Source organism: Pseudochryseolinea flava, assembly GCF_003286915.1.
GTDB lineage: Bacteria > Bacteroidota > Bacteroidia > Cytophagales > Cyclobacteriaceae > Ohtaekwangia > Ohtaekwangia flava.
In genome coordinates this window covers 349,340-371,027 of record NZ_QMFY01000003.1, presented here as the reverse complement: position 1 = coordinate 371,027, position 21,688 = coordinate 349,340, and the positions used below count along the sequence as shown (strand labels likewise).

The 21,688-nt window shown below is 42.9% G+C and carries 22 protein-coding genes; 14 read left to right on the top strand and 8 right to left on the bottom strand.

Going from position 1 to position 21,688, the window contains the following annotated elements; translation table 11 throughout:
* Positions 1–11 precede the first annotated feature (11 nt).
* From DQQ10_RS09280 to DQQ10_RS09230, 11 genes are all read left to right on the top strand, one after another.
* Positions 12–773 carry a hypothetical protein gene (locus DQQ10_RS09280; protein WP_112746569.1) on the top strand — a complete coding sequence of 254 codons (762 nt, stop codon included), beginning with the start codon at positions 12–14 and terminating at the stop codon, positions 771–773.
* Between the two features lie 73 nt (positions 774–846).
* Positions 847–1,386, top strand: coding sequence for a hypothetical protein (locus DQQ10_RS09275; protein ID WP_112746568.1), 540 nt, complete (start codon positions 847–849; stop codon positions 1,384–1,386).
* Complete coding sequence (locus DQQ10_RS09270) at positions 1,383–2,087, top strand: CPBP family intramembrane glutamic endopeptidase (protein WP_112746567.1); 705 nt, start codon at positions 1,383–1,385, stop codon at positions 2,085–2,087. Before DQQ10_RS09275 ends, DQQ10_RS09270 begins: the two co-directional genes overlap by 4 nt.
* Before the next feature lie 60 nt (positions 2,088–2,147).
* Positions 2,148–3,023, top strand: a complete 876-nt coding sequence (locus tag DQQ10_RS09265; protein WP_165823867.1) for a tetratricopeptide repeat protein — start codon at positions 2,148–2,150, stop codon at positions 3,021–3,023.
* 149 nt (positions 3,024–3,172) lie between these two features.
* A complete protein-coding gene (locus tag DQQ10_RS09260; RefSeq protein WP_112746565.1) occupies positions 3,173–3,538 on the top strand; it encodes a hypothetical protein in 366 nt (121 codons plus the stop codon).
* A 75-nt stretch (positions 3,539–3,613) separates the two neighbouring features.
* Positions 3,614–4,021, top strand: coding sequence for an SMI1/KNR4 family protein (locus DQQ10_RS09255; protein ID WP_112746564.1), 408 nt, complete (start codon positions 3,614–3,616; stop codon positions 4,019–4,021).
* A gap of 171 nt (positions 4,022–4,192) precedes the next feature.
* Positions 4,193–4,579, top strand: coding sequence for a hypothetical protein (locus DQQ10_RS09250; protein ID WP_133259593.1), 387 nt, complete (start codon positions 4,193–4,195; stop codon positions 4,577–4,579).
* Positions 4,579–5,007 (top strand): hypothetical protein, encoded by a 429-nt coding sequence (locus DQQ10_RS09245; RefSeq protein ID WP_112746562.1) that lies wholly within the window; start codon positions 4,579–4,581, stop codon positions 5,005–5,007. The genes DQQ10_RS09250 and DQQ10_RS09245 overlap by 1 nt, the downstream gene beginning before the upstream one ends.
* Positions 5,008–5,024: 17 nt before the next feature.
* The gene (locus tag DQQ10_RS09240; RefSeq protein WP_112746561.1) at positions 5,025–6,011 is read left to right on the top strand and encodes an SRPBCC family protein; all 987 of its coding nucleotides are present in this window, start codon (positions 5,025–5,027) and stop codon (positions 6,009–6,011) included.
* A 50-nt stretch (positions 6,012–6,061) separates the two neighbouring features.
* Entirely contained in the window at positions 6,062–7,744 is a 1,683-nt protein-coding gene (locus DQQ10_RS09235; protein WP_133259592.1) for a tetratricopeptide repeat protein, read from the top strand.
* A gap of 75 nt (positions 7,745–7,819) precedes the next feature.
* A complete protein-coding gene (locus tag DQQ10_RS09230) occupies positions 7,820–8,920 on the top strand; it encodes a DUF695 domain-containing protein (protein ID WP_112746559.1) in 1,101 nt (366 codons plus the stop codon).
* A gap of 443 nt (positions 8,921–9,363) precedes the next feature.
* Here DQQ10_RS09230 and DQQ10_RS09225 read toward each other — a convergent pair whose 3' ends face one another.
* On the bottom strand, positions 9,364–11,328 hold the full coding sequence (locus tag DQQ10_RS09225) for a KUP/HAK/KT family potassium transporter (protein ID WP_112746558.1): 1,965 nt from the start codon (positions 11,326–11,328) through the stop codon (positions 9,364–9,366).
* A gap of 2 nt (positions 11,329–11,330) precedes the next feature.
* Positions 11,331–12,629 (bottom strand): NAD(P)/FAD-dependent oxidoreductase, encoded by a 1,299-nt coding sequence (locus tag DQQ10_RS09220; RefSeq protein ID WP_112746557.1) that lies wholly within the window; start codon positions 12,627–12,629, stop codon positions 11,331–11,333.
* A gap of 203 nt (positions 12,630–12,832) precedes the next feature.
* Between DQQ10_RS09220 and DQQ10_RS09215 the strand changes: the two genes are divergently transcribed.
* Positions 12,833–13,582, top strand: coding sequence for a hypothetical protein (locus DQQ10_RS09215; protein ID WP_133259591.1), 750 nt, complete (start codon positions 12,833–12,835; stop codon positions 13,580–13,582).
* A 213-nt stretch (positions 13,583–13,795) separates the two neighbouring features.
* Here DQQ10_RS09215 and corA read toward each other — a convergent pair whose 3' ends face one another.
* Together corA and DQQ10_RS09205 are read right to left on the bottom strand one after the other, a co-directional pair.
* Complete coding sequence (corA, locus tag DQQ10_RS09210; protein ID WP_112746555.1) at positions 13,796–14,809, bottom strand: magnesium/cobalt transporter CorA; 1,014 nt, start codon at positions 14,807–14,809, stop codon at positions 13,796–13,798.
* Between the two features lie 2 nt (positions 14,810–14,811).
* On the bottom strand, positions 14,812–15,663 hold the full coding sequence (locus tag DQQ10_RS09205; protein ID WP_245970344.1) for a mechanosensitive ion channel family protein: 852 nt from the start codon (positions 15,661–15,663) through the stop codon (positions 14,812–14,814).
* Between the two features lie 184 nt (positions 15,664–15,847).
* Between DQQ10_RS09205 and DQQ10_RS09200 the strand changes: the two genes are divergently transcribed.
* Positions 15,848–16,822, top strand: coding sequence for a polyprenyl synthetase family protein (locus DQQ10_RS09200; RefSeq protein WP_112746648.1), 975 nt, complete (start codon positions 15,848–15,850; stop codon positions 16,820–16,822).
* 117 nt (positions 16,823–16,939) lie between these two features.
* Here DQQ10_RS09200 and DQQ10_RS09195 read toward each other — a convergent pair whose 3' ends face one another.
* From DQQ10_RS09195 to DQQ10_RS09180, 4 genes are all read right to left on the bottom strand, one after another.
* Positions 16,940–17,407, bottom strand: a complete 468-nt coding sequence (locus tag DQQ10_RS09195; protein ID WP_112746553.1) for a hypothetical protein — start codon at positions 17,405–17,407, stop codon at positions 16,940–16,942.
* A gap of 186 nt (positions 17,408–17,593) precedes the next feature.
* A complete protein-coding gene (locus tag DQQ10_RS09190) occupies positions 17,594–17,842 on the bottom strand; it encodes a hypothetical protein (protein ID WP_133259590.1) in 249 nt (82 codons plus the stop codon).
* A gap of 43 nt (positions 17,843–17,885) precedes the next feature.
* Positions 17,886–19,055, bottom strand: a complete 1,170-nt coding sequence (locus DQQ10_RS09185) for a DUF5106 domain-containing protein (protein WP_112746551.1) — start codon at positions 19,053–19,055, stop codon at positions 17,886–17,888.
* 59 nt (positions 19,056–19,114) lie between these two features.
* The gene (locus tag DQQ10_RS09180) at positions 19,115–20,578 is read right to left on the bottom strand and encodes a DUF5106 domain-containing protein (RefSeq protein ID WP_165823866.1); all 1,464 of its coding nucleotides are present in this window, start codon (positions 20,576–20,578) and stop codon (positions 19,115–19,117) included.
* Between the two features lie 175 nt (positions 20,579–20,753).
* On the opposite strand from DQQ10_RS09180, the gene gldA reads away from it, so the two are divergent.
* The gene (gldA, locus tag DQQ10_RS09175) at positions 20,754–21,683 is read left to right on the top strand and encodes a gliding motility-associated ABC transporter ATP-binding subunit GldA (protein ID WP_112746549.1); all 930 of its coding nucleotides are present in this window, start codon (positions 20,754–20,756) and stop codon (positions 21,681–21,683) included.
* The last annotated feature ends 5 nt before the right edge of the window (positions 21,684–21,688 follow it).

Sequence of the window (21,688 nt, the reverse complement as noted above, 5' to 3'; positions counted from 1 at the left end):
CTTTAGGAAGTATGATGCCCGAAAATCCATTTAAAGAACGCTACACCTTGCTTGATAATGCTGCGTTGCTCGATATTATCGATACAGCAGACGATTACCAGCCTCTTGCAGTCGACGCAGCGCACTTTGAAATCGGACGGCGACAACTGACAGCTGAACAGCTTTCTGAAGCAAGGGCGGAACAGATTCTGAGACGCGATAGTGAGCTGCGGAAAGCGAATCAGGTACAAATTAATCGTGATCGAATTAAATCTTTCTTTTTGAAAGCCTACAGTTCATATGACAGTTTTCAATTAGTTGCTGTGTCTACGCGAAAACATATTTATGCAATTCTAGTGTTCCTGTTAATTTCGTTTTTATACTATGTGATTAATAACTTTTTTTTGTTGGTAGATGTACTAAGTGAACCGTCGTCATGGGATGTCAGTATTGTTATGTTTTTGATCCCTTACGTGTTAGTTCTCATTGGAGGTATCTTGTTTTGGATGGGCAGAAAAATGGGATTGCTACTCATCGTGGTTCATTTTTCACTCTTAATAACGGATAATATTTTAGTAGGAATTCGCGCGTTGGGTTCAGGATCCACCTTCACGGGAGGAGTGAATGCGATATCCCCATGGCGGATGTTGATACTTGCGAGCATCCATGTGGCGCTAATCTGGCGGTTATCCAAATCTGATATTAGGCAAGTCTTTCATGTTCATGTCAAGGAAGTTCTTCAAGTAATTACTGTTGGCATTGGCCTGTTCCTATTGTTAATAGTTTTCCTTTGAGCCATATTGCTACGAACTCTTTGTTGTTATTCAATAACGTATTACAAATCCCCATACGCCAGTGAGCTCGTTTATGCATGTTTTTTTCTGTTTCATCATTGATACGCTTTTTATTGGTTTTGGCTTTTATAGTGTCGTTTATATCGTTGCTACCCTTTTCAATAAAAAGAATCGCAGGCTGACTGCGTTTGACGACAAGGCGTGTGAATTTATTGCCATTGCTGGACTGGTTTATCTGGTAATCAATATCTCATCAACTTTGATTTCGCTGAATCAATTGCGCGATGTCCGAGAGATGTATTGGTGGGCATTGATTCAACAAACATCAACCTGGACCGTTGCAACGCAAATCTTGTGGATACGTAAAGTGCGGAGCTCGCGTATTGCTCGATTCATCATTTCTTTTTTCTTGGTGTTCTCATTCGAGCGTATGGTCATTTACATCACCTCGTTTCATCGTGACTATATTCCCGCGCATTGGGAAGGTTTTGAAGAAACAGGATTTTTTACATTAGCGCTATTGCTAACGTGGCTGATAAACTCTGTGATATTCTGTGCGATGGTAGCCGGCTATTGGTTTTTACGAAATGCTGTTAAGAAGGATCGGCAGTGATCGGAATATTAGTCATACTGCTGATATCCTCGATCATACTTTATGCTGTCGAAAGAAAAACTATACTTGTATTAGGGTTCACGCCTGCGTTACGCGCGGTGAAGTATTTCTTAATTGGATTTACGCTACTCGCTACACTTTGCGCCGCTGTTCAACTTCTCACGATTTGGTCTGCCGCCGGACAATGGTCGATCAATGACGCAATATTGATATCAAGAATATTGCGCATGCTGTCGTGGGATGCAACATCAGTCCTCACCGAAGAATTGATTTTTAGAGGAGCGCTTCTGTATCTGCTCATTCGTTGGATTGGTTCTTCGAAGGCGGTATTAATTTCAGCAATTGCGTTTGGCGTTTACCATTGGTTTTCTTTCGGCATTTTAGGTTATGTCGTTCCGATGATTGTGGTATTCATTGGAACTGGTTTGATGGGATACGCATGGGCTTTATCGTATGCGAAAACTGGCTCGATCGCGCTTGCGTTCGGAATGCACCTTGGTTGGAATTTTACGCACAATACAATTTTTTCCAAAGGACCACTTGGTGATGGCTTGTTGTTGATTCGTGTTGAAGAAGTCGTGAGCAGTTGGATTTCGTTGATAGGGTTATGTGGTATTCCAATCCTCGTGGTACTTGTCGTTCAGTTCTGGATTAAAGATGAACGTCGGAAAGACGAATTTATCGAAAAGAATCGTAGTTAAGATTATAATATTGAAATGATGATAAATCAGAAAAGAATACTGGCTGTCATAGCGTGCTTCATGTTTTCTGTTAATGTGGCATTGGCATGTTTAAATGGCGAGACATTGATGTTGAAAGATGGTTTTTTCGTTTATGAGGACTACCAAGGTCGGGTTCCCCATGGGCACAACTACGCATTTGATACCACTGCGCTCGCGCGAGAATTGAGCGCGTTGGATAGCATGTACCGTCTGAACAAAGATCTCGATTATTTGTCGGACAAAGGACTCGTGTTGATCTTAATGGGAAAATATGACGAAGCCATTCAACTATACCTAAAGATCGAGGCGATGTCACCCGGGCGATATTCAACCGCTTCGAATATTGGAACGGCTTACGAACTGTACGGTAATAACGTGGATGCGTTGAAGTGGATAAGACGTGCGGTGCAGATTGATGAAGCGTCACACGACGGTTCCGAATGGATTCATATAAAAATATTAGAAGCTAAGGTTGACAACGTTCAGCGTTATGCCTCTTCGTTGCTATTGAATACAGATTTCGGAAGCAGTGCGTCGCCAGTGTCGAACAAGTCGGAAAAAGAATTGAATGCACTGGCGAATCAATTATTTTATCAGCTCAATGAACGTGTTTCTTTTGTGGATGCTCCTGATAGTTTGATTGCAGGCCTTTTATTTGATCTTGGAAATATTGAGTTCATCCTTGGTAACTACGAGAACGCGGAAGATGATTATGTACAAGCGCAGCGATACGGCATGAATAAAAGGCTATTGAATATAAGGCTAGGTAAGTTGCGCGGTGTATTAATGGCCCCAGCACGCACGATCGATAATAATGTGTTGCATTGGCGGGAGGTTGCTGTGGGTATATTGGCCAGTGGCGCACTTGTATTTACAATATTTAAGATCCGGCGCCGGCGTAGAACAAAATCTTAAATTTTAAGATTCTTTATTCTCGTTCGTAATAGGTCAAGTGCGCATAGCCCATCCGTATGTTTCAATTTTCTTTCGCAAGTACCTTCGTGTGATCAGGTAAAATCGCTAAATTTCCAATAACGCTAGAAGCCCCAAACATCAGCAACGATATGAAATCAATGACTTTTCTTCTACAAGTAGCCACGGTAACAATTCTCACGACTTTAGTCTGCACCTTGTCAGTACACGCCCAAGAAGATGAAGATTCGCTTAGTACGGCGATGTTCGATCAGTTGATTGAACTTAAAGAGTTTAAAGAAGAATTTGCTAGAATTGAAGCGCTTCAGGCACAAGGGAAAGATACTCAAATTACCTTCAGCGTGCCTGTTCAACCCGCCAACCCAGAACATAAAGCGTTAGGAATCGTAACAGTTTACATCAATGAGCGCAAAGATGGCGTTGAAGAGTACCCACTATACGAAGTACGTTTTGATAAGAAGACGGAAAAGATTCTTGAGATCGAGAAAAAATATTAGGTGAGCATCTTTAAAAATCGGGATAGGTTTTCTATAAGTTAAGAATGAAAGTTAATACGGTGAAATAAGATTGATATGAGGGAGCATGATATTCAGAAAATAGAGCAAGCGTTGCTACTGAAACTTCCCGAGCACTACGTTGCATTTATTGAGAAGTTCGAAGGATTTACGGGGGAAGATGGCATTCTGGAGGGGTTCGTTTACGCCAACGCCGATGAACTAATCACTAAAAACTTGCGCGTTGGATTCCATACAACCGAGAAGACGATTAAGCATAAACTTATTATTGGCGAAAATGGCGGTGGAGATTTTTATCTGATCGATCTACAAGATCATGGTGATGAATCCGTGTATTATTACGATCACGAAGAATCGCACGAGCATTATGATGAAGAAACACAAACGTGGGATTGGAAATCATTTGAATTCGATAAGAATTTGTCAAGTCACGTTGATAATTTGCGTGTTGTGTTTGGACTTTAGGATGTAACAAACAATATGAAAGAAAGCATTTTTTTTTTAAGGATGGGAAGTCCATTTAAATGCTAATCAACAATGCGAAAATTTTATAGCCACACAGGTAACCGACAAAGCTACCATGCTAAAATTTCACGCGGGTATTGAATTGGTGAAATGATGTTAATTAAAATCAAAATGATACGTTCATCAGTTATCGGTTTATTACTTCTTATTGGGTGTGTTCCCGAGGGCGTTAAAGATCGGATTAATGAGAATATGGAGAACGCAGAAAATCTTCTCGCTGATCAGGAATTTAAGCGCGCGATTGCGAATGTAGAGCTTCATAAGCTCAGATTTGGAAGCTATCCTGAGTCGCTGGATGACCTTAAATTCTTATCTGTGATGGATTCATCGATGCGGCATTTTGTTCAATATCACAAATTAGATTCAGGATACGCGATGAATGTCGTTGTTGAATTTCCAGCATTTGGTGGGGGAGAAGCGAATAAGATGAGCTTACGGTACCCGCAAGAATTCTGGAATGGCTTAGGATGTGTAAAGTCTAACATAAAAGAAAAGTAATGAAACTGTTCTTTGTGTCATTCATGTTCTTAGCTGCCATGCATGTAGCACGGGCGCAATCGTATGATCGATATATGTCTTATGACGATAACATTGCGTGGCTCAAGTCTGTCAATGGTATGGAACATTCTTTAAAGTGGAGCGCTGTACAAGAGCGTCTGTTTCAAGGTTCAAATTCATCGCTTGACACGATAATTACATATTGTCCGGCACTCGTCATCAATGGTGTATTTGTTACGATCCCTGATAACTTATCAGCGAAGCAGGTCGAGCAGATGAAATCAGTCGTTAATCAATCGATGAAATACGAATTAGCTATGCTGGACGATCCAGGGAAAAATTGGAATTTCTGTCGGCCTTTTTCTGGGATTATCGTGCTCACGATTGACGAGGACATCGCGAGGAAACTTGACAAGCTTTTGAAGTAGATTCACTGGGTTTTAGAATGAAAAAGATCGCCCAAAAATACAAGTTGCTAATCATCGGCATAGTCGTCGGTGTAGCATATGGTATGTTAACGCGCCTTCGTTTTGGCGAAGATGCGACACTGGCATCGATCACATACCTATTTCTTGTACCTACAATATTGGGGATTGTTCCATTAATTTTTGCAGGTGATGATCAACTTCGGTCATATCGCAACATTATCTTTATTCCTTGGATATGTACGGCAACTTTTTTTGTGGTAATGGTTGTTGCTGGCGTGGAAGGTATCTTGTGCCTACTTGTATTGGGTGGACCGTTCTTTATTCTTGGAACACTTGGCGCTTTTATTTTTAGGCTCTTTTTGTTGCGTGACCAAAAAAGAAAATTGAAAAGTATTTCGTTGCTACTACTTCCCTTTTTATTGTCGCCGTTGGAAGAATTTGTTGAAAGTCCTTCTGCGAAATTTGAAGTGAGCAGTAGTATTTTAATTAATGCTTCGTCAAATGAAGTGTGGAATCAAATTGTCGAAGTAGACAGTATCAACCATGATGAATACGATAGGGGAATCTTAAACGTGCTCGGTATTCCAAGACCGATCAATGCTACGGTGACGCACAAAGGTGTAGGAGGGGAGCGCGTCGGTAATTTTGAAGGTGGACTTCGATTTGTAGAGAGGATCACGGAATTTGAGCCGAACCGTCGTGTTTCGTTCAGCATTAAAGTTGATCCTGCTTCTGTTCGACACAATGTATTCGATCAACATGTGTTGAATGGAAACTATTTTAGATTCGTTGATGCTACGTATGAGATTGAAATTGTTGATAATCACAGGATAAAACTCAACTTGTCATCACAATATCAACTTACCTCTAAGATTAATTTTTACGGAAGGTTTTGGGGCGACTTGATGTTGAAGGATTTTCAAGATCGGCTGTTGGTTGTAATTCGACGTCGTTCGGAAGTAAATGCGCCACTCGAGATACAGCGTGCGGTAGTAATTCGATAAGAAATCTTAATTGAGTAGTTGTTATTAGCATTATTTAAACCTCTCTCGTTATGAAAAGAAAATGCACCTCCACGGTTAGCATAGTGTCGATCATTTTTTTGATGAGCTGCACAGGAAAAAAAGATGATCAATCAATCAGAAATGATTTAGCTGCTATTGAATTGTCTCGCGGCGACATCACCCTTTGCGGAGTAGGAAAAGATCAATTTGGGTCGGTGTCGTTTACATCGGCCTGCAGTGAGGATGTTCGGGATAATTTTAATTTGGCGCTAGCATTGTTGCATTCATTTGAGTATACAGAAGCGGAGAAAATGTTTGCCAAGGTTGTCGATCAAGATCCCTCATGTGCCATGGGATATTGGGGCATAGCAATGTGCAACTTTCACCCGCTTTGGTCGCCGCCGACTCAAGCTGATCTACAAAAAGGTGCGAAAGTAATTAAACTCGGGCGAGCCGTCGTAGACGAGTCATCGGCGGCATCAGATTACCTTGAGGCGATTGCTGTGATCTATGATCACGCAGATTCAATAGATCATCGAGTAAGACTTTCAAAATTTGAGAAAGCTTCTGAACGCATTTTTGATAAATATCCAGACGACGCCGAAGCTGCAATTTTCTACGCACTAGCACTTGATGCTGCCGTCGATCCTACGGATAAGTCGTTCAAGAATCAGCGAAAAGCGGGGGCAATCCTGAATAAGTTGTTTGAGGAAAAGCCCAACCATCCTGGTGTCGCACATTACTTGATTCACAACTACGATTATCCTGAACTTGCAGAAGAAGGGTTACCCGCCGCACGAAAATATGCTTCGATTGCCGCTGCCTCTGCCCATGCCCAACACATGCCCTCGCATATTTTTACGCGGCTGGGTCTTTGGGATGAATCAATTGAATCAAACATAAAATCCGTGGATGCTGCACGCTGTTATGCTGAGAAGTCGGGGCTTAAGGCTCATTGGGATGAAGAGTTACACGGTCTTGATTACTTGATCTATGCTTACCTTCAGAAAGGCGACGATGCCAAGGCACTTGAGCAACTTAAATATTTGAACTCAATTCAAACTGTCTCGCCAGTGAATTTTAAGGCGGCCTACTCACTTGCAGCAGGTTCAGCACGCTACGCACTTGAGCGTCGTGATTGGTCTTCAGCAGCAGCGCTAACGGTCACGCCAGCAGGGTTTCCGTGGGATAAATTCCTTTGGGAACAAGCCAACATTCATTTTGCAAAGGCGCTCGGCGCGGTGCACATCAACAAAATCGCAGACGCGAAAAAGGACTTACAAAAACTTGAAGCGCTGCTTGCAAAGCTTCAAGAACAAAATGAAACATATAAAGCAAACTTAGTCTCAATCCAGGTCAAAGCGGCGGGAGCGTGGATAAAATTTAAAGAAAATAAAAAATCAGAGGCAATCGCCATGATGAACGAAGCTTCATTTATGGAAGATGCGACTGCCAAACATCCGGTCACACCAGGCGAAGTTCTTCCTGCAAGAGAGTTGCTTGGTGATATGTATATGGCGATATCAGATCCAAAAAGCGCGCTGAAAGAATATGAGGCCTCCTTGAGAACGCATCCGAATAGGTTTAACGGACTTTACGGCGCGCTCGTCGCATCGCGAAGTATAAACGACATTGAAAAACTAGCTTATTATAAACAGAAGTTGGCTGCGAACAATTTCCTTGGTGATCGACCGCAGATGGAAATTTTTAAAGAGATACCCATAAAGATGTAGCTGGCAAGCTATTTTCTATTTGGGCTTTGCCAAATTTGAAATGATCAATATCTTGGAGCATAACTTTACGTTGTCATGAGTTTTTTAAAGAACATGCTTGGAAAAAAGGAAACCACAGTTGAATCCTATTATGATTTCTGGAATTGGTTTCAGGAAAATGAAAAGGCCTTTCATAATGTGATTAAAACACACAAGAATATAGAAGCGGATTTTTTTAAGAAGTTGTCGCCAAAACTTTCATCGCTCAGAGAAGGTTTTTTCTATTTGACCGGTATGATGAACGACCATACTGCAGAATTGATTTTCACAGCAGATGGAAAGATCAAAAATTTTGTCTTCATAGAAGAATTGGTAGAATCGGCGCCGGTTATTCCGGGATGGAAATTCGCTGCACACAAGCCTCCGATGGAATTCGATGGCTTCTCAATCGATATGCACGGCCTTCGTTTTGCTGAAGATAATTTGAGTTTTTATCCTGTATTACATCCGGAGTATCCTGACGAAATTGAGATTACAGTAGTGTCAACAGATTTTAATGAGCGTAATCGCGATCAGGTTACGAATGGAGTCTATATTTTTCTAGATAATTATTTGGGTGAATTAAAATTTGCTACGTTTGTCGACTATCTCAACGTGTCGGGTACACCCGATGATGATCAGGTTGAGCTAATTCCGATGAAGAAACTGAAAGATTATCTGTTGTGGCGAGAAAAGGAATTCATTGAGAAGTATAATGATGTTAGGCACAGCAGTGAGAACGATCAATATACTGCTTTCGAAGCTACCCTCGATAATGATCGTCCATTGATTGCCACCATGAACACAGACCTACTTCGTTGGGATAGTAAGTGTTCTCATCCTTGGATTTTGAGAGTAGAAATTAATTACGGCGACGCTGGAAATAATGGAATGCCCAATACCGAGACGTACGAAAATATGAACGCGTTTGAAGACCAAGTGAATGATCAACTTCGTGATGCCGATGGATATTTGAATATCGGTAGGCAAACCGCGGATGGTGTTCGCGAAGTTTACTTCGCTTGCAAAGACTTCAAGAGATCTTCAAAAGTAGTGTCGGAAATAGCAAAACAATTCGCTGATCGACTCAACATCGACTACGTGATTTACAAAGATAAATACTGGAGAAGCTTTGATCGCTTCGGTGTTCGTGCTTAGCGCTGTTCGTTCACAGTTCACCGTTGACAGTTCACGGTTGGCAGTTCACAGTTCACAGTTAACCGATAACAGTTAATCCTACTTTGTCAAGTTTAAAAAAGACGGGCGAAGTGGCATCTGACGGCTTCCTACTTAGTAAATATCTGTTAGCAGGTCAGCCACGATTCAGAAAGAAAGGCAATTATGCCAAAGATTGGAACAGCGATTTTTAATCATTCGTTAATCACTACGCCACAAAGTCTCAAAGACACGAAGGTTCGCTAATGGAAATACTGCTTTGTGGAACTTTGAGTCTTCGAGTCTTCGTGGCAAGAGAATTAGAAAAACGATGGAGGATACTAATTGCCGATCTTAATTGAGGAGATGGAACTTAACAAAATAGGATTAACGGACAACCGATAACCGATAACAGTTAACGGATAACCAATAACCGATAACTATTCTCAGTCTTCTCGTTCGCGTTTTATTTTCACTCTTGCTTGTGGGCCTACTTGTATCGGTACTTTTTCAACCTCCAAATTAGCGGCTTCAATTCCGTATAATTCTTCTGTCGACAAACTGTATTCTTTCAAGAGTCGGTAACCTTGAATAACAAGTCGATCCAATGTTGTGATCTCGCTGTCGGATGAAGCCCACGAATGGAGGATAACAAATTTGAAGTCAGCCATCATACTATACTTGTGCAACGACGGATACGGGCTTGTTAAATCGATCTCACCAGCATCGGCCATTTCGTGGATGATCTTATTGAAGATCAAGTTTACACGGTGGTTTGTTTTGAAACCGAGCTTAATCCGGATGAAGAAACATTTTCTTGGAATGATCGTGTCGACCAGGTACTTGCTGGTGAATGGACTATCTACGGTATCGACGTGCAGGAACCAGTAGACGTCAGCGCGTTTAGGTCTTTTCTTGAAAATTGAATAGATGATATTCGAGTCGATGTATCGCTTGCTATCGGCCATTGCCAAATAAACCAGGTTTGTGGCTTCCTTTGTTACGGCAGTGTCGGCTTGTAAATCCTGAATCATTCCAACATAATGTTTCAAGTCGACGAACTCGGTGTGACGATCACGCAGACGTCGCGCGCGAACAAGGGTGAACATCATGAGGAAGAATATCGAGGCCATCACGAAAGTAAACCATCCACCGTGAGCAAACTTGCTGAGGTTGGATATGAGGAACGCACCTTCGATCGCGAAGAATACAATGGCCAAAAGGATGGCACGATAAGTAGATTTTCTTGAGACAGAGAAGTAAAATACAAGGAGCGAAGTTGTCATCAACATGTCGAATGTGATGGCGAGCCCGTAAGCACCTTCCATACCCTTTACTTCTCTAAAAATCAACACAACAAGGATGCATCCGAAGAGTAGTATCCAATTGATCGCAGGAATATAGATCTGTCCTTTTACAGTACTCGGATAGCGTACGCGTGTTGCAGGCCAGAGTTTTAATTTCATCGCTTCATTAACGAGCGTGAACGTTCCTGAGATCAATGCTTGACTGGCAATAATAGTTGCCATGGTCGCGAGTATGATCCCGAAGATGAGGAACTCCTCAGGGATGATTTGGAAGAACGGAATAGTTTGTTCGTCTAATCGCTGGCCCATATGTTCCAGAAGCCATGCGCCTTGTCCAAAGTAACTCAAGAGCAAGGCTACTTTTACAAATCCCCAGCCGGCGCGAATGTTTCCTTTTCCAACGTGACCAAGATCCGAATACATAGCTTCTGCTCCGGTGGTACAAAGGAAAACAGCGCCTAAAATCCAGAATCCTCCAGGGTAAAGCGTGAGCAAATGAATCGCGTAATAAGGATTTAGTGCTTTTAGAACTTCCGGTTTATGCACCAAGTGAGAGAAACCTATTACGGCGATAAAACAAAACCACACCAACATGATGGGGCCAAAAGCGCGTCCGACGACGCCGCTTCCAAATTGTTGAAAGAGGAAAAGTATAATGAGAATAACGATCACGATGTAGATGATCGTGTCTTGCGAGATGGTAGGATCGAGTGCACGTAAACCTTCGATAGCAGAAGTCACACTGATGGCTGGTGTGATGAAACCATCGGAGATCAACGTTGCGCAGCCGATAATGGCAGGGAAAATTACCCACGTTGCTTTGTATCGACGCACCAAAGCGTAGAGCGCAAATATTCCACCTTCGCCTTTGTTATCGGCGTTGAGTGCGAGGTAAATGTATTTGATGGTGGTGATGAGCGTCAGCGTCCAGAAGACGCATGATAGTCCGCCCAGTACAAGTTCTTCAGAAATGGGTTCATGCCCAATGATGAAACGAAACGTGTATATCGGAGAAGTTCCGATATCGCCATAAATGATCCCTAGAGAGATCAGTACACCTGCGGCCGAAAGTGGGGTAAGGTGTTTGTCAACAGATGAGCCCATATTTATTGCACGCCGTCTTTCGGACGGGCGATCAGTAACCGATTACTTTTGTCGTAAGAGAAATAACTCATAAACCAGCTTATCAGAACAAAGAATTTATTCTTAAATCCGATAATGGAAACCAGGTGTATAAACATCCAGATCAGCCAGGCAATGAAGCCTTTCAATTTTAATGCTTTGAGGTCAGCCACGGCGCGGTTTCTTCCAACCGTTGCCATCGAGCCCAAATCTTTATAGCGAAAAGCTTTCATCTCTTTTTTAGAGATCAACCTTTTGATATTCTCAGCGACAAGCTTGCCCTGTTGAATGGCAGGCTGCGCCATCTGCGGATGTCCACTTGGAAATCCTGTATCACCTTCCATAATGGCGGCGTCTCCAATCGCAAAAATATTCTCATATCCTTTTACACGATTGAACTCATCTACTTTAATGCGTTGCGCGCGGCCAAATGATTCAGCAGAAAGTCCAGCAACAGGTTGTCCTTTCACACCGGCGGCCCATATCAATGTGCGCGTAATCAGTTTCTCACCTGTATTAAAGACCACGGCATATCCATCGTATGATTTCACGGCGCAGTTAAGGTGCACTTTTACGCCCATGTTTTGCAAATATTGAAGCGCTGTATTGCCAGCCTTGTCGGACATACCATTGAGAAGGCGCGGGGTCGCTTCAACCAAATGAATATCCATCTGACTGAGCTCAAGCTCGGGATAATCCTTTGGGAACACATGGTTTTTGAGTTCGCTCAGTGCTCCGGCAAGTTCAACACCGGTAGGTCCACCGCCAACAATGACGAAATCCATCAAACTATTTCGGAGCTCAGCATCGTCGGTCAATAATGCGGTCTCAAAATTTCTGATGATGGTATTTCTTAGCTTTATAGAATCGATGATGGTTTTCATGGGCATCGAATGTTCTTCGACATCCTTCATACCATAAAAGTTTGTCGCGGCGCCGTTGGCGATCACGAGGTAATCGTAAGTAACGCTGCCGATGGAAGTTTCGATCGATCTTTCTGCAGGATTGATATGGGTTACTTCGGCAAGGCGAAAGTAGAAGTCTTTCTGCGCGCTGAAGCGTTTACGAAAAGGGAAGACAATGGAACTTGATTCTAGGCCAGAAGTGGCAACTTGATAGAGCAGCGGTTGAAAGCAGTGGTGGTTAAATTTGTCGAAAAGCACAGTCTGCGCTTTAAAACCTTTGAGTTTTTTAGCGACCTCAATCCCTCCAAATCCTCCACCGATAATGATGACGCGGGGTTTCCCCAAATCAGCAATACGCGTGTTAACCAGTTGTGACATCAAATGCTTCGGAAACCATTAAACATGGCAAAGTTAAACCCGTTCCTTTAATCCAGAAAAGAAAACGGAATAATGTTCGCCCTGTCCGACCGGCGTGATTTTCGACTTCCTGGCGTAGCGAAAAATATTTTAAAGGCGCTTAACCGGTATGCATCAAAATCCACATTACTTTTGCGAACTAACCCTTTAAAATGAAACTGTTTATGACCAGAAAGCTTGTTTTTGTCCTGCCATTGGCTGCTGCGATGTTTGCCAGCTGCGATACCAAGGAAAAGGAAAAATTGCAGACGCAGGTTGACTCCCTGAAAGTGGAACTCGAAACCAGTCAGAAAATGGCCCAGACACTCACCGAAGTTGGTGTGCTTATGGATTCAATCGATCAAAGCCGCAAACTTCTTCGCGTGGATATGGTTGAAGGAACAACCGTTGCCGACTACGAAGCGAGAATGAAAGATATCAACAGCTACGTAAAAGATACTCAGCATAAAATCGAAGAGCTTGAAAAGAATCTTTCGTCTTCGAAGTCTTCTAACAGCGCTTATGCTAAGCAAATCAAAAATTTGAAGAACGATCTTCTGCAAAAAACACAAGAGATTGCTAGCCTTGAGTCTGCTGTAGAAACATTGAAGAGCCAAAACGAAAACCTCATCACGACTACAAAACTTCAAGAAGCTGACCTCGCCGACAAGCAAGCTCAGATTGAAGCAAAACAGCAAGAACTTGCGCTTATCGAAGCTCGTGTTCAGGAGTTGATGATTCAAAGCAAAATGACGGAAGCAGATGCTTACTTCGCACGTGCACAAGCGGTTGAAGAAGCTGCTAACCGCACAAAGCTTGCACCGAAGAAAAAGAAAGAAACATTGAAAGAAGCAATCGAACTCTACAAGAAAGCACTTTCTCTTGGTAAAAACGAAGCACAGGATAAAATCACTGAGCTTGAAAAAAGAATCTAGCAAAGCGTAAAGCAGAAAGCTTAAAGCTATTTTTGAAAAGCTCCTGACCAGTCAGGGGCTTTTTTTATGGGCGGCTTCCTGGCTTGATCTACTCTATTTTGACGTCGCCCCTTCAGGGCTAGTATTGAAGGCAGTACGCGGCACTACTTGCTCCTTAATTCTTACTCCTGACTCCTAAAAGCTTTAAGCTTTCCGCTTTCTGCTTTAAGCTTATCAAAACCACTTCTTGTATTTGAAGAATATTAACATCGCTACCACCACGATACCCATGATTCCCCATACTTCATAGTAGCCGTAGCGCCAATGCAGCTCAGGCATGTAATCGAAGTTCATTCCATAGACGCCCACAATAAAAGTTAACGGCATAAAGATCGTCGAGATCACAGCCAAAACTTTCATCACCTCGTTCATGCGTGTGTTCATCGCGTTGATATGGATATCCAGCAATCCGGTTGTGAGATCTTTGTAGGTATCTAGCGAATCAATGATGTGTACTACATGGTCGTAAACATCCGAGTAGAAACGAATATTTTCGTCGTGAATAAAATCGTATTCCCCCTTTACAATTTTACCAAGAGCGTCGCGCAACGGGAATAGCGCTTTGCGTAAATAGATAAGCTCTTTCTTTAAAGATTGAATTCTATTGAATGTCTTGTTGGTTGGGTTTTCATAAACAGTCTCTTCGATGTCGTCCATGATTTCACCAATCTTGTCTAATACATTGTAGTAGTTTTCAACAATAATATCGACGAGGCGATACATGAGATAGTCAGCTTTCTTTTTTCGAACTCTACCTTGATCCAAGCGAATGCGTTCGCGAAAACCATCGAATAAATCGCCTTCTTTTTCTTGAAAGGTTAGTAGAAAATCTTTTCCCAACACGAAGCTGATTTGCTCGTACTCGATCTTATGCGAGTCGAGCCGGTGAAGCATTTTTAAGGTGAGGAAAAGGTATTCGTCAAACTCTTCAACCTTCGGGCGCTGATCACTCAGTACGTCGTCGATAAGGAGCGGGTGAAGGCAAAAATGACTTTGTAATTTTTCAATGATATCCTGGTTCTCCAGGCCATCGAGGTTTACCCAGTTTACTTGATTTGCTTTCTTATGAAGCAGAAGTTCTTCCACAGACAGCGTGTCGTGCTTTTCGTAGTATTCTCGGTTATAGGTGATCAGCTCCAGGATAATGGGCTTCGCATGTCCGATGGGTTCTGAAGCTGTGGATGTCATGATTACGATTTTTTGTCGGTTGTACTTTCGCGAAGATAGACGACGCGTTGTGGAAATGCCAAAGAGATACCTTCAGCATCAAAACGAGCTTTTATAGATTTGAAAAGATCACAGCGCATTTCAAACGCGTCAGAAGGATTGGTCGCCCAAATTGAAGCGCGAAGTCTTACTGCGGTCTCGGTCAGTCCTAGCATTCTTACCACCACTTTTGGTTTGCCTTCTGCTGTTTCTTCGAACGTTCTATTGTCTTGACAGAACGGATGGTTTAGCGCTTCTTCTTGCATAATGGACATGGCCTTGTCGACGTCGGCGTCGAAGGAGACACCGATCTCAAGGAAGGTGCAGATCTTTTCGTGAGAGAGCGAAGAGTTGATGATCGTCTCATTATTGATCACAGCATTGGGGATGACTATTCGTCTGTTCTCGAAATCTTTGATGACGGTATGCCGAAGCGTGATGTCTTCTACGTCTCCGGTATAAAGTTGGCCTACTTGCACGCGGTCTCCCACGCTAAATGGCCGGAAGATCACAATGAACACTCCGCTCACAATATTCGAGAATGCCGATTGGGAGGCGAAACCGACAATGGCAGCCAAGACACCGGCGCCGGCAAAAAGCGCGGTGCCATAGGCGCGGAGTTTGGGAATCGAATTAAAGATAACGATCAGTGCGATGACGTAGATGATAAATTCTACCGCATTTTTCAGGAAGTTATATTTCGTTGGGTCGACTTTCAGTTTTGTTGAGGCGCCGGTTACGAGCCTGCCGATCACGATGCGGAGGATGCGGGCGATGACCACGCCGATACTCATCACGATAACAGCAAATAATAAGTCGTTCCAGAATGTGCCCATATAATTCATGCGCCTAAATACGGGAGTGTGCGCGCAATAATCAATAGTGGGCTGTATTAAATCGCACACTTGTGGGTTCATCCTCAATGCGTTGAACCTGGATGAACTTTTGAGAAAACAAAATCAAAGTTGGCCGAAAATCGATTCCACTGTATTTCCGACGAAATGTGTATACTTGCGGTTCATGTCTTTACGACTGGACGATATAAAGGCTCCGATTGCTGTGGAGATGCACGACTTTGAAGTGAAGTTTCGTGCGGCGATGAAAACGCGTGTTTTGTTGCTCGATAAAATCATGCATTACATTGTTAAGCGCAAGGGAAAGCAAATGCGTCCAATGTTTGTCTTCCTAAGTGCAGGAACAAGTGGTGGTATAACGGAATCGACTTTTCGTGGGGCGTCGCTCATTGAGTTACTCCATACTGCGACACTCGTTCACGACGACGTGGTGGATGAAGCGAATTATAGACGCGGTTTCTTTTCCGTCAATGCGCTGTGGAAGAACAAAGTAGCCGTTCTTGTCGGCGATTTTCTATTATCGCGCGGGTTACTACTTTCCATTCAAAATAAAGATTTCAACTTGCTCAGTATCGTAAGCGATGCTGTTCGTGAAATGAGCGAAGGGGAGTTGCTGCAATTCGAAAAATCACGACGACTTGATATCACAGAGGATGTTTATTATGAGATCATCCGCCAGAAGACTGCGTCGTTGATTTCATCATGCTGTGCAGTAGGCGCGAGCAGCAGCGGTGCAAGTGAGGAGACTGTGGCGATCATGAAGGACTTTGGTGAGAAGATTGGTATGGCCTTTCAAATTAAGGACGATCTTTTCGACTACGGAGAAGAAGAAATAGGCAAACCGTTGGGCATTGATATCAAAGAAAAGAAGATGACTTTGCCGTTGATCTATGCTTTGTCGAAAGCAGGATGGCTAGAGAAACGTCGTATCATTAGCATCGTTAAAAACGAGAGCGAGAAACCAAAGAAGGTAAAAGAAGTGATCGACTTTGTGAAGCGCTCAGGAGGGATTGAATATGCGAAGTCGATAATGACTAAATATCACCAAGAAGCGATCAAGCTTTTGCATCAATTTCCAGAATCGAGTTACCGAAAATCGTTGGAGCAATTGGTGCAGTTCACAATCGATAGAAATAATTGATCGTTGCGTTCGCAGAACATTCCCTGCCGGCACATTAATCGCTTAAAAACAGGAAAGCCCCACGTGCATATCCATGAGGCTTTCACTAACCTAAACTAACTTATATAAAAATACTTCCTACTGAAGTACAATCCGGTTGCGTCCAGCTTCCATGACAGCGTAGTCTTTCCAGTTTTGAAAAGTTTGGTTGTCGACGGTTTGGACAGCGGGTCCTGAAGATTCAGGGGTGAAGTTGCCTGCGTTAGCCCACCACTTGCGGGCGTTTTCACGAGCTTCCTTCTTATCAACATTTTCGAAAAGATTAATGCATGAATCTGATATCATCCACGGCTTATCGATGGTGCTGTATTTTTCGAAGATCATATTTCTCATTTGCGTACCACTCGAGATGTTCTTGAAGTGAGATACGGTGTATGACATTGTTTCCGGCTCAGTCATGATCATGTCCCAATATTTTTTGGAAGCCACAATCTGTGATGTAGTCAGTAAGTATCCGAACCCATTTTCGATCGGTTCCCGCGTAATCGGGCACTTTGCCTTCAATTCCGGTTTTTTCTTTCCTAGCAGTTTGTCAAAAAAGGCCATACGATTTTTGGTTTAACAGATGATACGTAACATACAGTAGATACTTCACTATTGGTTAATAGTTGCATCTAAGACTGAAAAAAGTGCCAAAAAGTTACAGCCGGCAAATTTTAATTATTTGGGGCTTTTTGAGCTGTCGGGCTATGTTGCGCTGTTCATTATCGAACTATGAATTGTCCGATTAAGCTAACGATTGGGCGTGCTCTCCACGCCTTTCACACCTTGAGCGGTATGAAACTTTTCGTAGTTCACAAAGAAATTCTCCAGGTTATCGACCGGAAACTTCTTACCAATGATTTTTTTCTGATCGTCGAGGATGAACATCGACGGGGTTAGCAGCGCATCGTAGAGTTGGCTATAGGGCTTGGTGTAAGTACGCGGACCATTCACATTGGTAAAGGCAGTCATTTTCATGTCTGTGATATACTTCTTCATGTTGACCAAAGACGAATCAGCACATACGGCATATACGCCAACGTCAAACCTTGCTTTTGTTACGATCAAGAAACGTCACGAGCTTTGGTGTCTCCTTCTTGCAATGACTGCATGCTGGATCATAAATGTAAAGTATCGTGTATTTATTTTTCATAGCATGCAGCGACTTCGGTTGATTGTTCAAATCCTGCATCACCAAGTTAGCACCGGTCTTTCCAATCAAACTTGTGCGCAGGCGCTCAGCATATTCCTTTACGTTCTTTTTATGGGATTCGTTCATCCAGAAATCCATCTCGCCGGTAGCAACATATTTGTCGTAGATATCGACATAAACGGCGTCGAGTCCCATGATCTCCGGCTCTTGGAACTTCCGCATTAATGTGAATATGAAATACTTATATGTCTCGCGATTTTTTTTAGCGACAGCCACGAGCTTATCGATAGCCCGTATCAGTGTATCGGCTTGTGGAATATAAAGCTTGTCGAGATACTCATTCAGTTTTTTACTATACACGGGTTCGGGCATTCTGACAAGGGCATCATCTGCAAGATTCAGATTGTCGAAGAAGTGCGCGCGGTACCAGCGGAGTTGAAAAGTTGAATCGGTTCTGCCATTGGCAAGTTTGGGTGGCGCGGGAATGGCTACATCCATACCAGACTTAAATAAAATAGCAGTGGTAGTTTCAGGATGTTTGGCGATGATGGCCTTTTGATAATCGCGCAGCTTCTCTTGTATCTTACTGAGACGTTCGCCGGCATCTTTGCGTTTATCCCGATAGGCAGTACTATCGTTCAATATCTTGGAATAAGGTGCAGCCTCTTTTTGGAGTGTCAGACTTTTAATCCAATGTTCGAAGAAAAGTTTGTTGTCCACGTCGCCGGTCACCTTCATGTGCTGCACGAGACTGTCTGCGGCGGTTTCCAATTTGAAGTACTTATTTTGACCAACAACAAATTCGAAGATCTTCGTGTTGTTCAACGCTAACATGTACACGCCGCGGTCTAATGTTTTTTTACCATCAAAATTGAATTCTCCTTTACTGTTTACATGTGCAGTATCGCGGATCCAATTGCTTTCGCCATAGTAATGTGCGAGGTACACTGTAGTGTCTTTCCATCCAGCAACTTTAAACTGAATGTTATACGCCAACTTGTTTTGTGCTTGGCTTACGACGGAAAGCAGCAAAAAGAAAATGAGAGGATAACGGTACATTGTTTAGGTGCATTTAATGTGCGTCGTGCTCTTGGAAGACGACGTAACTTTATGTTTTACTATGATCCTTTCGGTTTGGTGCCGCCTCCGGGTTTTGGCGCGCTAGCCGGATGATACTTCACATAGTTTGCGAAAAAATTTTCAAGGTTCTCAGTCGGAAATTTCTTTCCAATGATCTTTTTGTTTTCATCGAGAATAAACATCGATGGCGTAGTAACAGCATCATAAAGTTGGTTATAGGGTTTTGTATAGGTACGTGGACCATTTACGTTCGTAAAACCTCCCAGCTTCATCTCGGTAATGTACTTCTTCATTTTAACCAGTGAAGAATCGAGGCAAACGGCATACACGCCAACATCATACTTTGTTTTATTTTGCTCAAAGAACGATACCAACTTTGGCGTTTCTTTCTTGCAATGGCCGCAATCAGGATCGTAAATAAATAAAATTGTAAATCGATTTTTCATGGCGTGCAATGATTTGGGTTGCAGATTTAAATCTTGCATGACCAAGTTGGCGCCTACTTTTCCAATTAAGCTTGTGCGAAGTCTTTCAGCATACTCTTTCACATTCTTTTTATGTGAATCATTCATCCAAAAGTCCATTTCGCCAGTGGCCACATACTTATCATAGATGTCAACATACACCGCATCGAGACCCATGATTTCTGGTTCTTGGAATTTCCGCATCAACGTGAACACCGTGTACTTGTACGTTTCTTGATTCTTCTTCGCGACGGAGACGAGTTTATCGATCGCTTTGATCAAAGTATCAGCCTGTGGAATATAAAGTTTATCGAGATACTCATTCAGTTTTTGGCTGTAGACAGGTTGTGGCATCCGAATCAGTGCATCATCGGCTAGGTTGAAGTTATCGAAGAAATGCGCGCGGTACCAGCGTAGCTGAAATGTAGAATCAGTTTTTCCATTTGGAAGTTTCGGAGGATCCGGCACAACTACTTCTTGACTTGACTTAAAAAGTATTGCCGATGTTGTTGTAGGGTGTTTTGAAATGATGTCGCGTTGTTGAACGAGTAATTTTTCACGGATTTTGTTTACTTGTTCGCGGGCGGCGTTACGTTTGTCTGCAGCGGTGGTGCTATCCTTTAGAATTTTAGTGAATGGATCGGCCTCTTCTTGAAGGGCCATGCTTGTTCGCCAATTGGCAAAGAAAAGTTGGTTATCTATATCGCCGGTCACTTTCATGTCCTTAACGTAATTGGCCGAGTTCGTTTCCAGCTTAAAGTCTTTATCCTGGCCGACTACAAATTCAAACATCTTCACCTTGTTGAGCACGAGAAAGTATACGCCTCGGTCGAGTGTCTTCTTGCCATCGAAGAAAAATTCACCTTGACCGTTGATACGCGCCGTATCGCGCAAGTAGGTGCTTTCACTGTAATAGTGACCTAGATAGACGGTGGTGTCTTTCCAGCCATCAACCTTAAATTGGAGATTATAGGCTTTGTTCTGTGCTAGGCTGACGATGGTTATGAAAAAGAAAAACGCAAAAAAATAGCTACGCATATCATTAAAAATTCCGTTCAAAATTAAGCTTTTCGATTCAATGGCAATTAATAAGCCAGTCGGATCGTTTGTAACATGTTTTCGTTCAAAGATTGTTTTTAAAGTCCAAACTTTCGGTTTCTTGGACAAAAACTTTGAACTTTGGGCCCTCTTTAACATATCATTAACAGTATCGATGTCGCTTGTCGTTCAAGATCTTATTAAAATATATGGGCAGCAAAAAGCTGTCAACCATATCTCATTTTCGGTTTCGCCCGGAGAGATTGTCGGTTTTCTTGGACCCAATGGCGCCGGGAAATCCACGACAATGAAAATTGCTACCGGATATGTATCGCCGACGGCAGGAGAGGTGACGGTAGGTGGTCACAAGGTTTCCGAAAATCCAATGGCCGTCAAACAAATTACGGGCTACCTGCCTGAGCACAATCCCCTGTATCTCGACTTGTATGTTCACGAGTATCTTTCGTTCGTCGGAAAACTGTATGGTATTGGTGGTAGTACATTAAAAAAACGCGTGGCGGAGATGGTAGACATTTGTGGTCTTACCCGCGAACAAAACAAGAAGATCGAAACGCTTTCAAAAGGATATCGTCAACGGGTAGGATTAGCGCAAGCCCTTATTCACGATCCACAAGTACTGATATTGGACGAGCCCACTTCAGGATTGGATCCGAACCAGCTTGTGGAAATTCGTAATTTAATTAAAACGATCAGTGCGAATAAGACGGTCATCTTCTCTACGCACATTATGCAAGAAGTGCAGGCGTTATGTGATCGCGTTGTCGTGATCAACAAGGGACAAATCGTGGCCGACAGTAGCCTTGCTGCGATGCTCAGCGCGAGTGCGGATACAGTTGTTCTTGTAGCGGAATTCGGTAGTGAAACGTCGGTGGAGGTTTTTGACGGATTGACTGGCGTTAAAAATGTCGAAAAAATTTCGCCAACAACGTTTAAGATTTCGGTTTCACAAGGTGCAGATCTTCGCGCTGAGATTTTCAGGTTAGCGGCCGATAAAAACTTGTCGTTGGTCGGTCTTCGCATCGAGGAGCAGTCACTGGAACACGTTTTCCGTTCATTGACTCAAACCGAAGGTGTAGAGCATTAGAAAAA

Coding starts and splice junctions, on each gene's coding strand:
- DQQ10_RS09225 (WP_112746558.1), bottom strand. CDS start 11,328: ATGGGCTCATCTGTTGACAAACACCTTACCCCACTTTCGGCCGCAGGT.
- DQQ10_RS09265 (WP_165823867.1), top strand. CDS start 2,148: ATGTTTTCTGTTAATGTGGCATTGGCATGTTTAAATGGCGAGACATTG.
- DQQ10_RS09195 (WP_112746553.1), bottom strand. CDS start 17,407: ATGGCCTTTTTTGACAAACTGCTAGGAAAGAAAAAACCGGAATTGAAG.
- DQQ10_RS09215 (WP_133259591.1), top strand. CDS start 12,833: ATGACCAGAAAGCTTGTTTTTGTCCTGCCATTGGCTGCTGCGATGTTT.
- DQQ10_RS09235 (WP_133259592.1), top strand. CDS start 6,062: ATGAAAAGAAAATGCACCTCCACGGTTAGCATAGTGTCGATCATTTTT.
- DQQ10_RS09275 (WP_112746568.1), top strand. CDS start 847: ATGCATGTTTTTTTCTGTTTCATCATTGATACGCTTTTTATTGGTTTT.
- DQQ10_RS09250 (WP_133259593.1), top strand. CDS start 4,193: ATGATACGTTCATCAGTTATCGGTTTATTACTTCTTATTGGGTGTGTT.
- DQQ10_RS09260 (WP_112746565.1), top strand. CDS start 3,173: ATGAAATCAATGACTTTTCTTCTACAAGTAGCCACGGTAACAATTCTC.
- gldA (WP_112746549.1), top strand. CDS start 20,754: ATGTCGCTTGTCGTTCAAGATCTTATTAAAATATATGGGCAGCAAAAA.
- DQQ10_RS09245 (WP_112746562.1), top strand. CDS start 4,579: ATGAAACTGTTCTTTGTGTCATTCATGTTCTTAGCTGCCATGCATGTA.
- DQQ10_RS09180 (WP_165823866.1), bottom strand. CDS start 20,578: ATGCGTAGCTATTTTTTTGCGTTTTTCTTTTTCATAACCATCGTCAGC.
- DQQ10_RS09205 (WP_245970344.1), bottom strand. CDS start 15,663: ATGGGCACATTCTGGAACGACTTATTATTTGCTGTTATCGTGATGAGT.
- DQQ10_RS09220 (WP_112746557.1), bottom strand. CDS start 12,629: ATGTCACAACTGGTTAACACGCGTATTGCTGATTTGGGGAAACCCCGC.
- DQQ10_RS09280 (WP_112746569.1), top strand. CDS start 12: ATGATGCCCGAAAATCCATTTAAAGAACGCTACACCTTGCTTGATAAT.
- DQQ10_RS09230 (WP_112746559.1), top strand. CDS start 7,820: ATGAGTTTTTTAAAGAACATGCTTGGAAAAAAGGAAACCACAGTTGAA.
- DQQ10_RS09185 (WP_112746551.1), bottom strand. CDS start 19,055: ATGTACCGTTATCCTCTCATTTTCTTTTTGCTGCTTTCCGTCGTAAGC.
- DQQ10_RS09255 (WP_112746564.1), top strand. CDS start 3,614: ATGAGGGAGCATGATATTCAGAAAATAGAGCAAGCGTTGCTACTGAAA.
- DQQ10_RS09200 (WP_112746648.1), top strand. CDS start 15,848: ATGTCTTTACGACTGGACGATATAAAGGCTCCGATTGCTGTGGAGATG.
- corA (WP_112746555.1), bottom strand. CDS start 14,809: ATGACATCCACAGCTTCAGAACCCATCGGACATGCGAAGCCCATTATC.
- DQQ10_RS09240 (WP_112746561.1), top strand. CDS start 5,025: ATGAAAAAGATCGCCCAAAAATACAAGTTGCTAATCATCGGCATAGTC.
- DQQ10_RS09190 (WP_133259590.1), bottom strand. CDS start 17,842: ATGAAGAAGTATATCACAGACATGAAAATGACTGCCTTTACCAATGTG.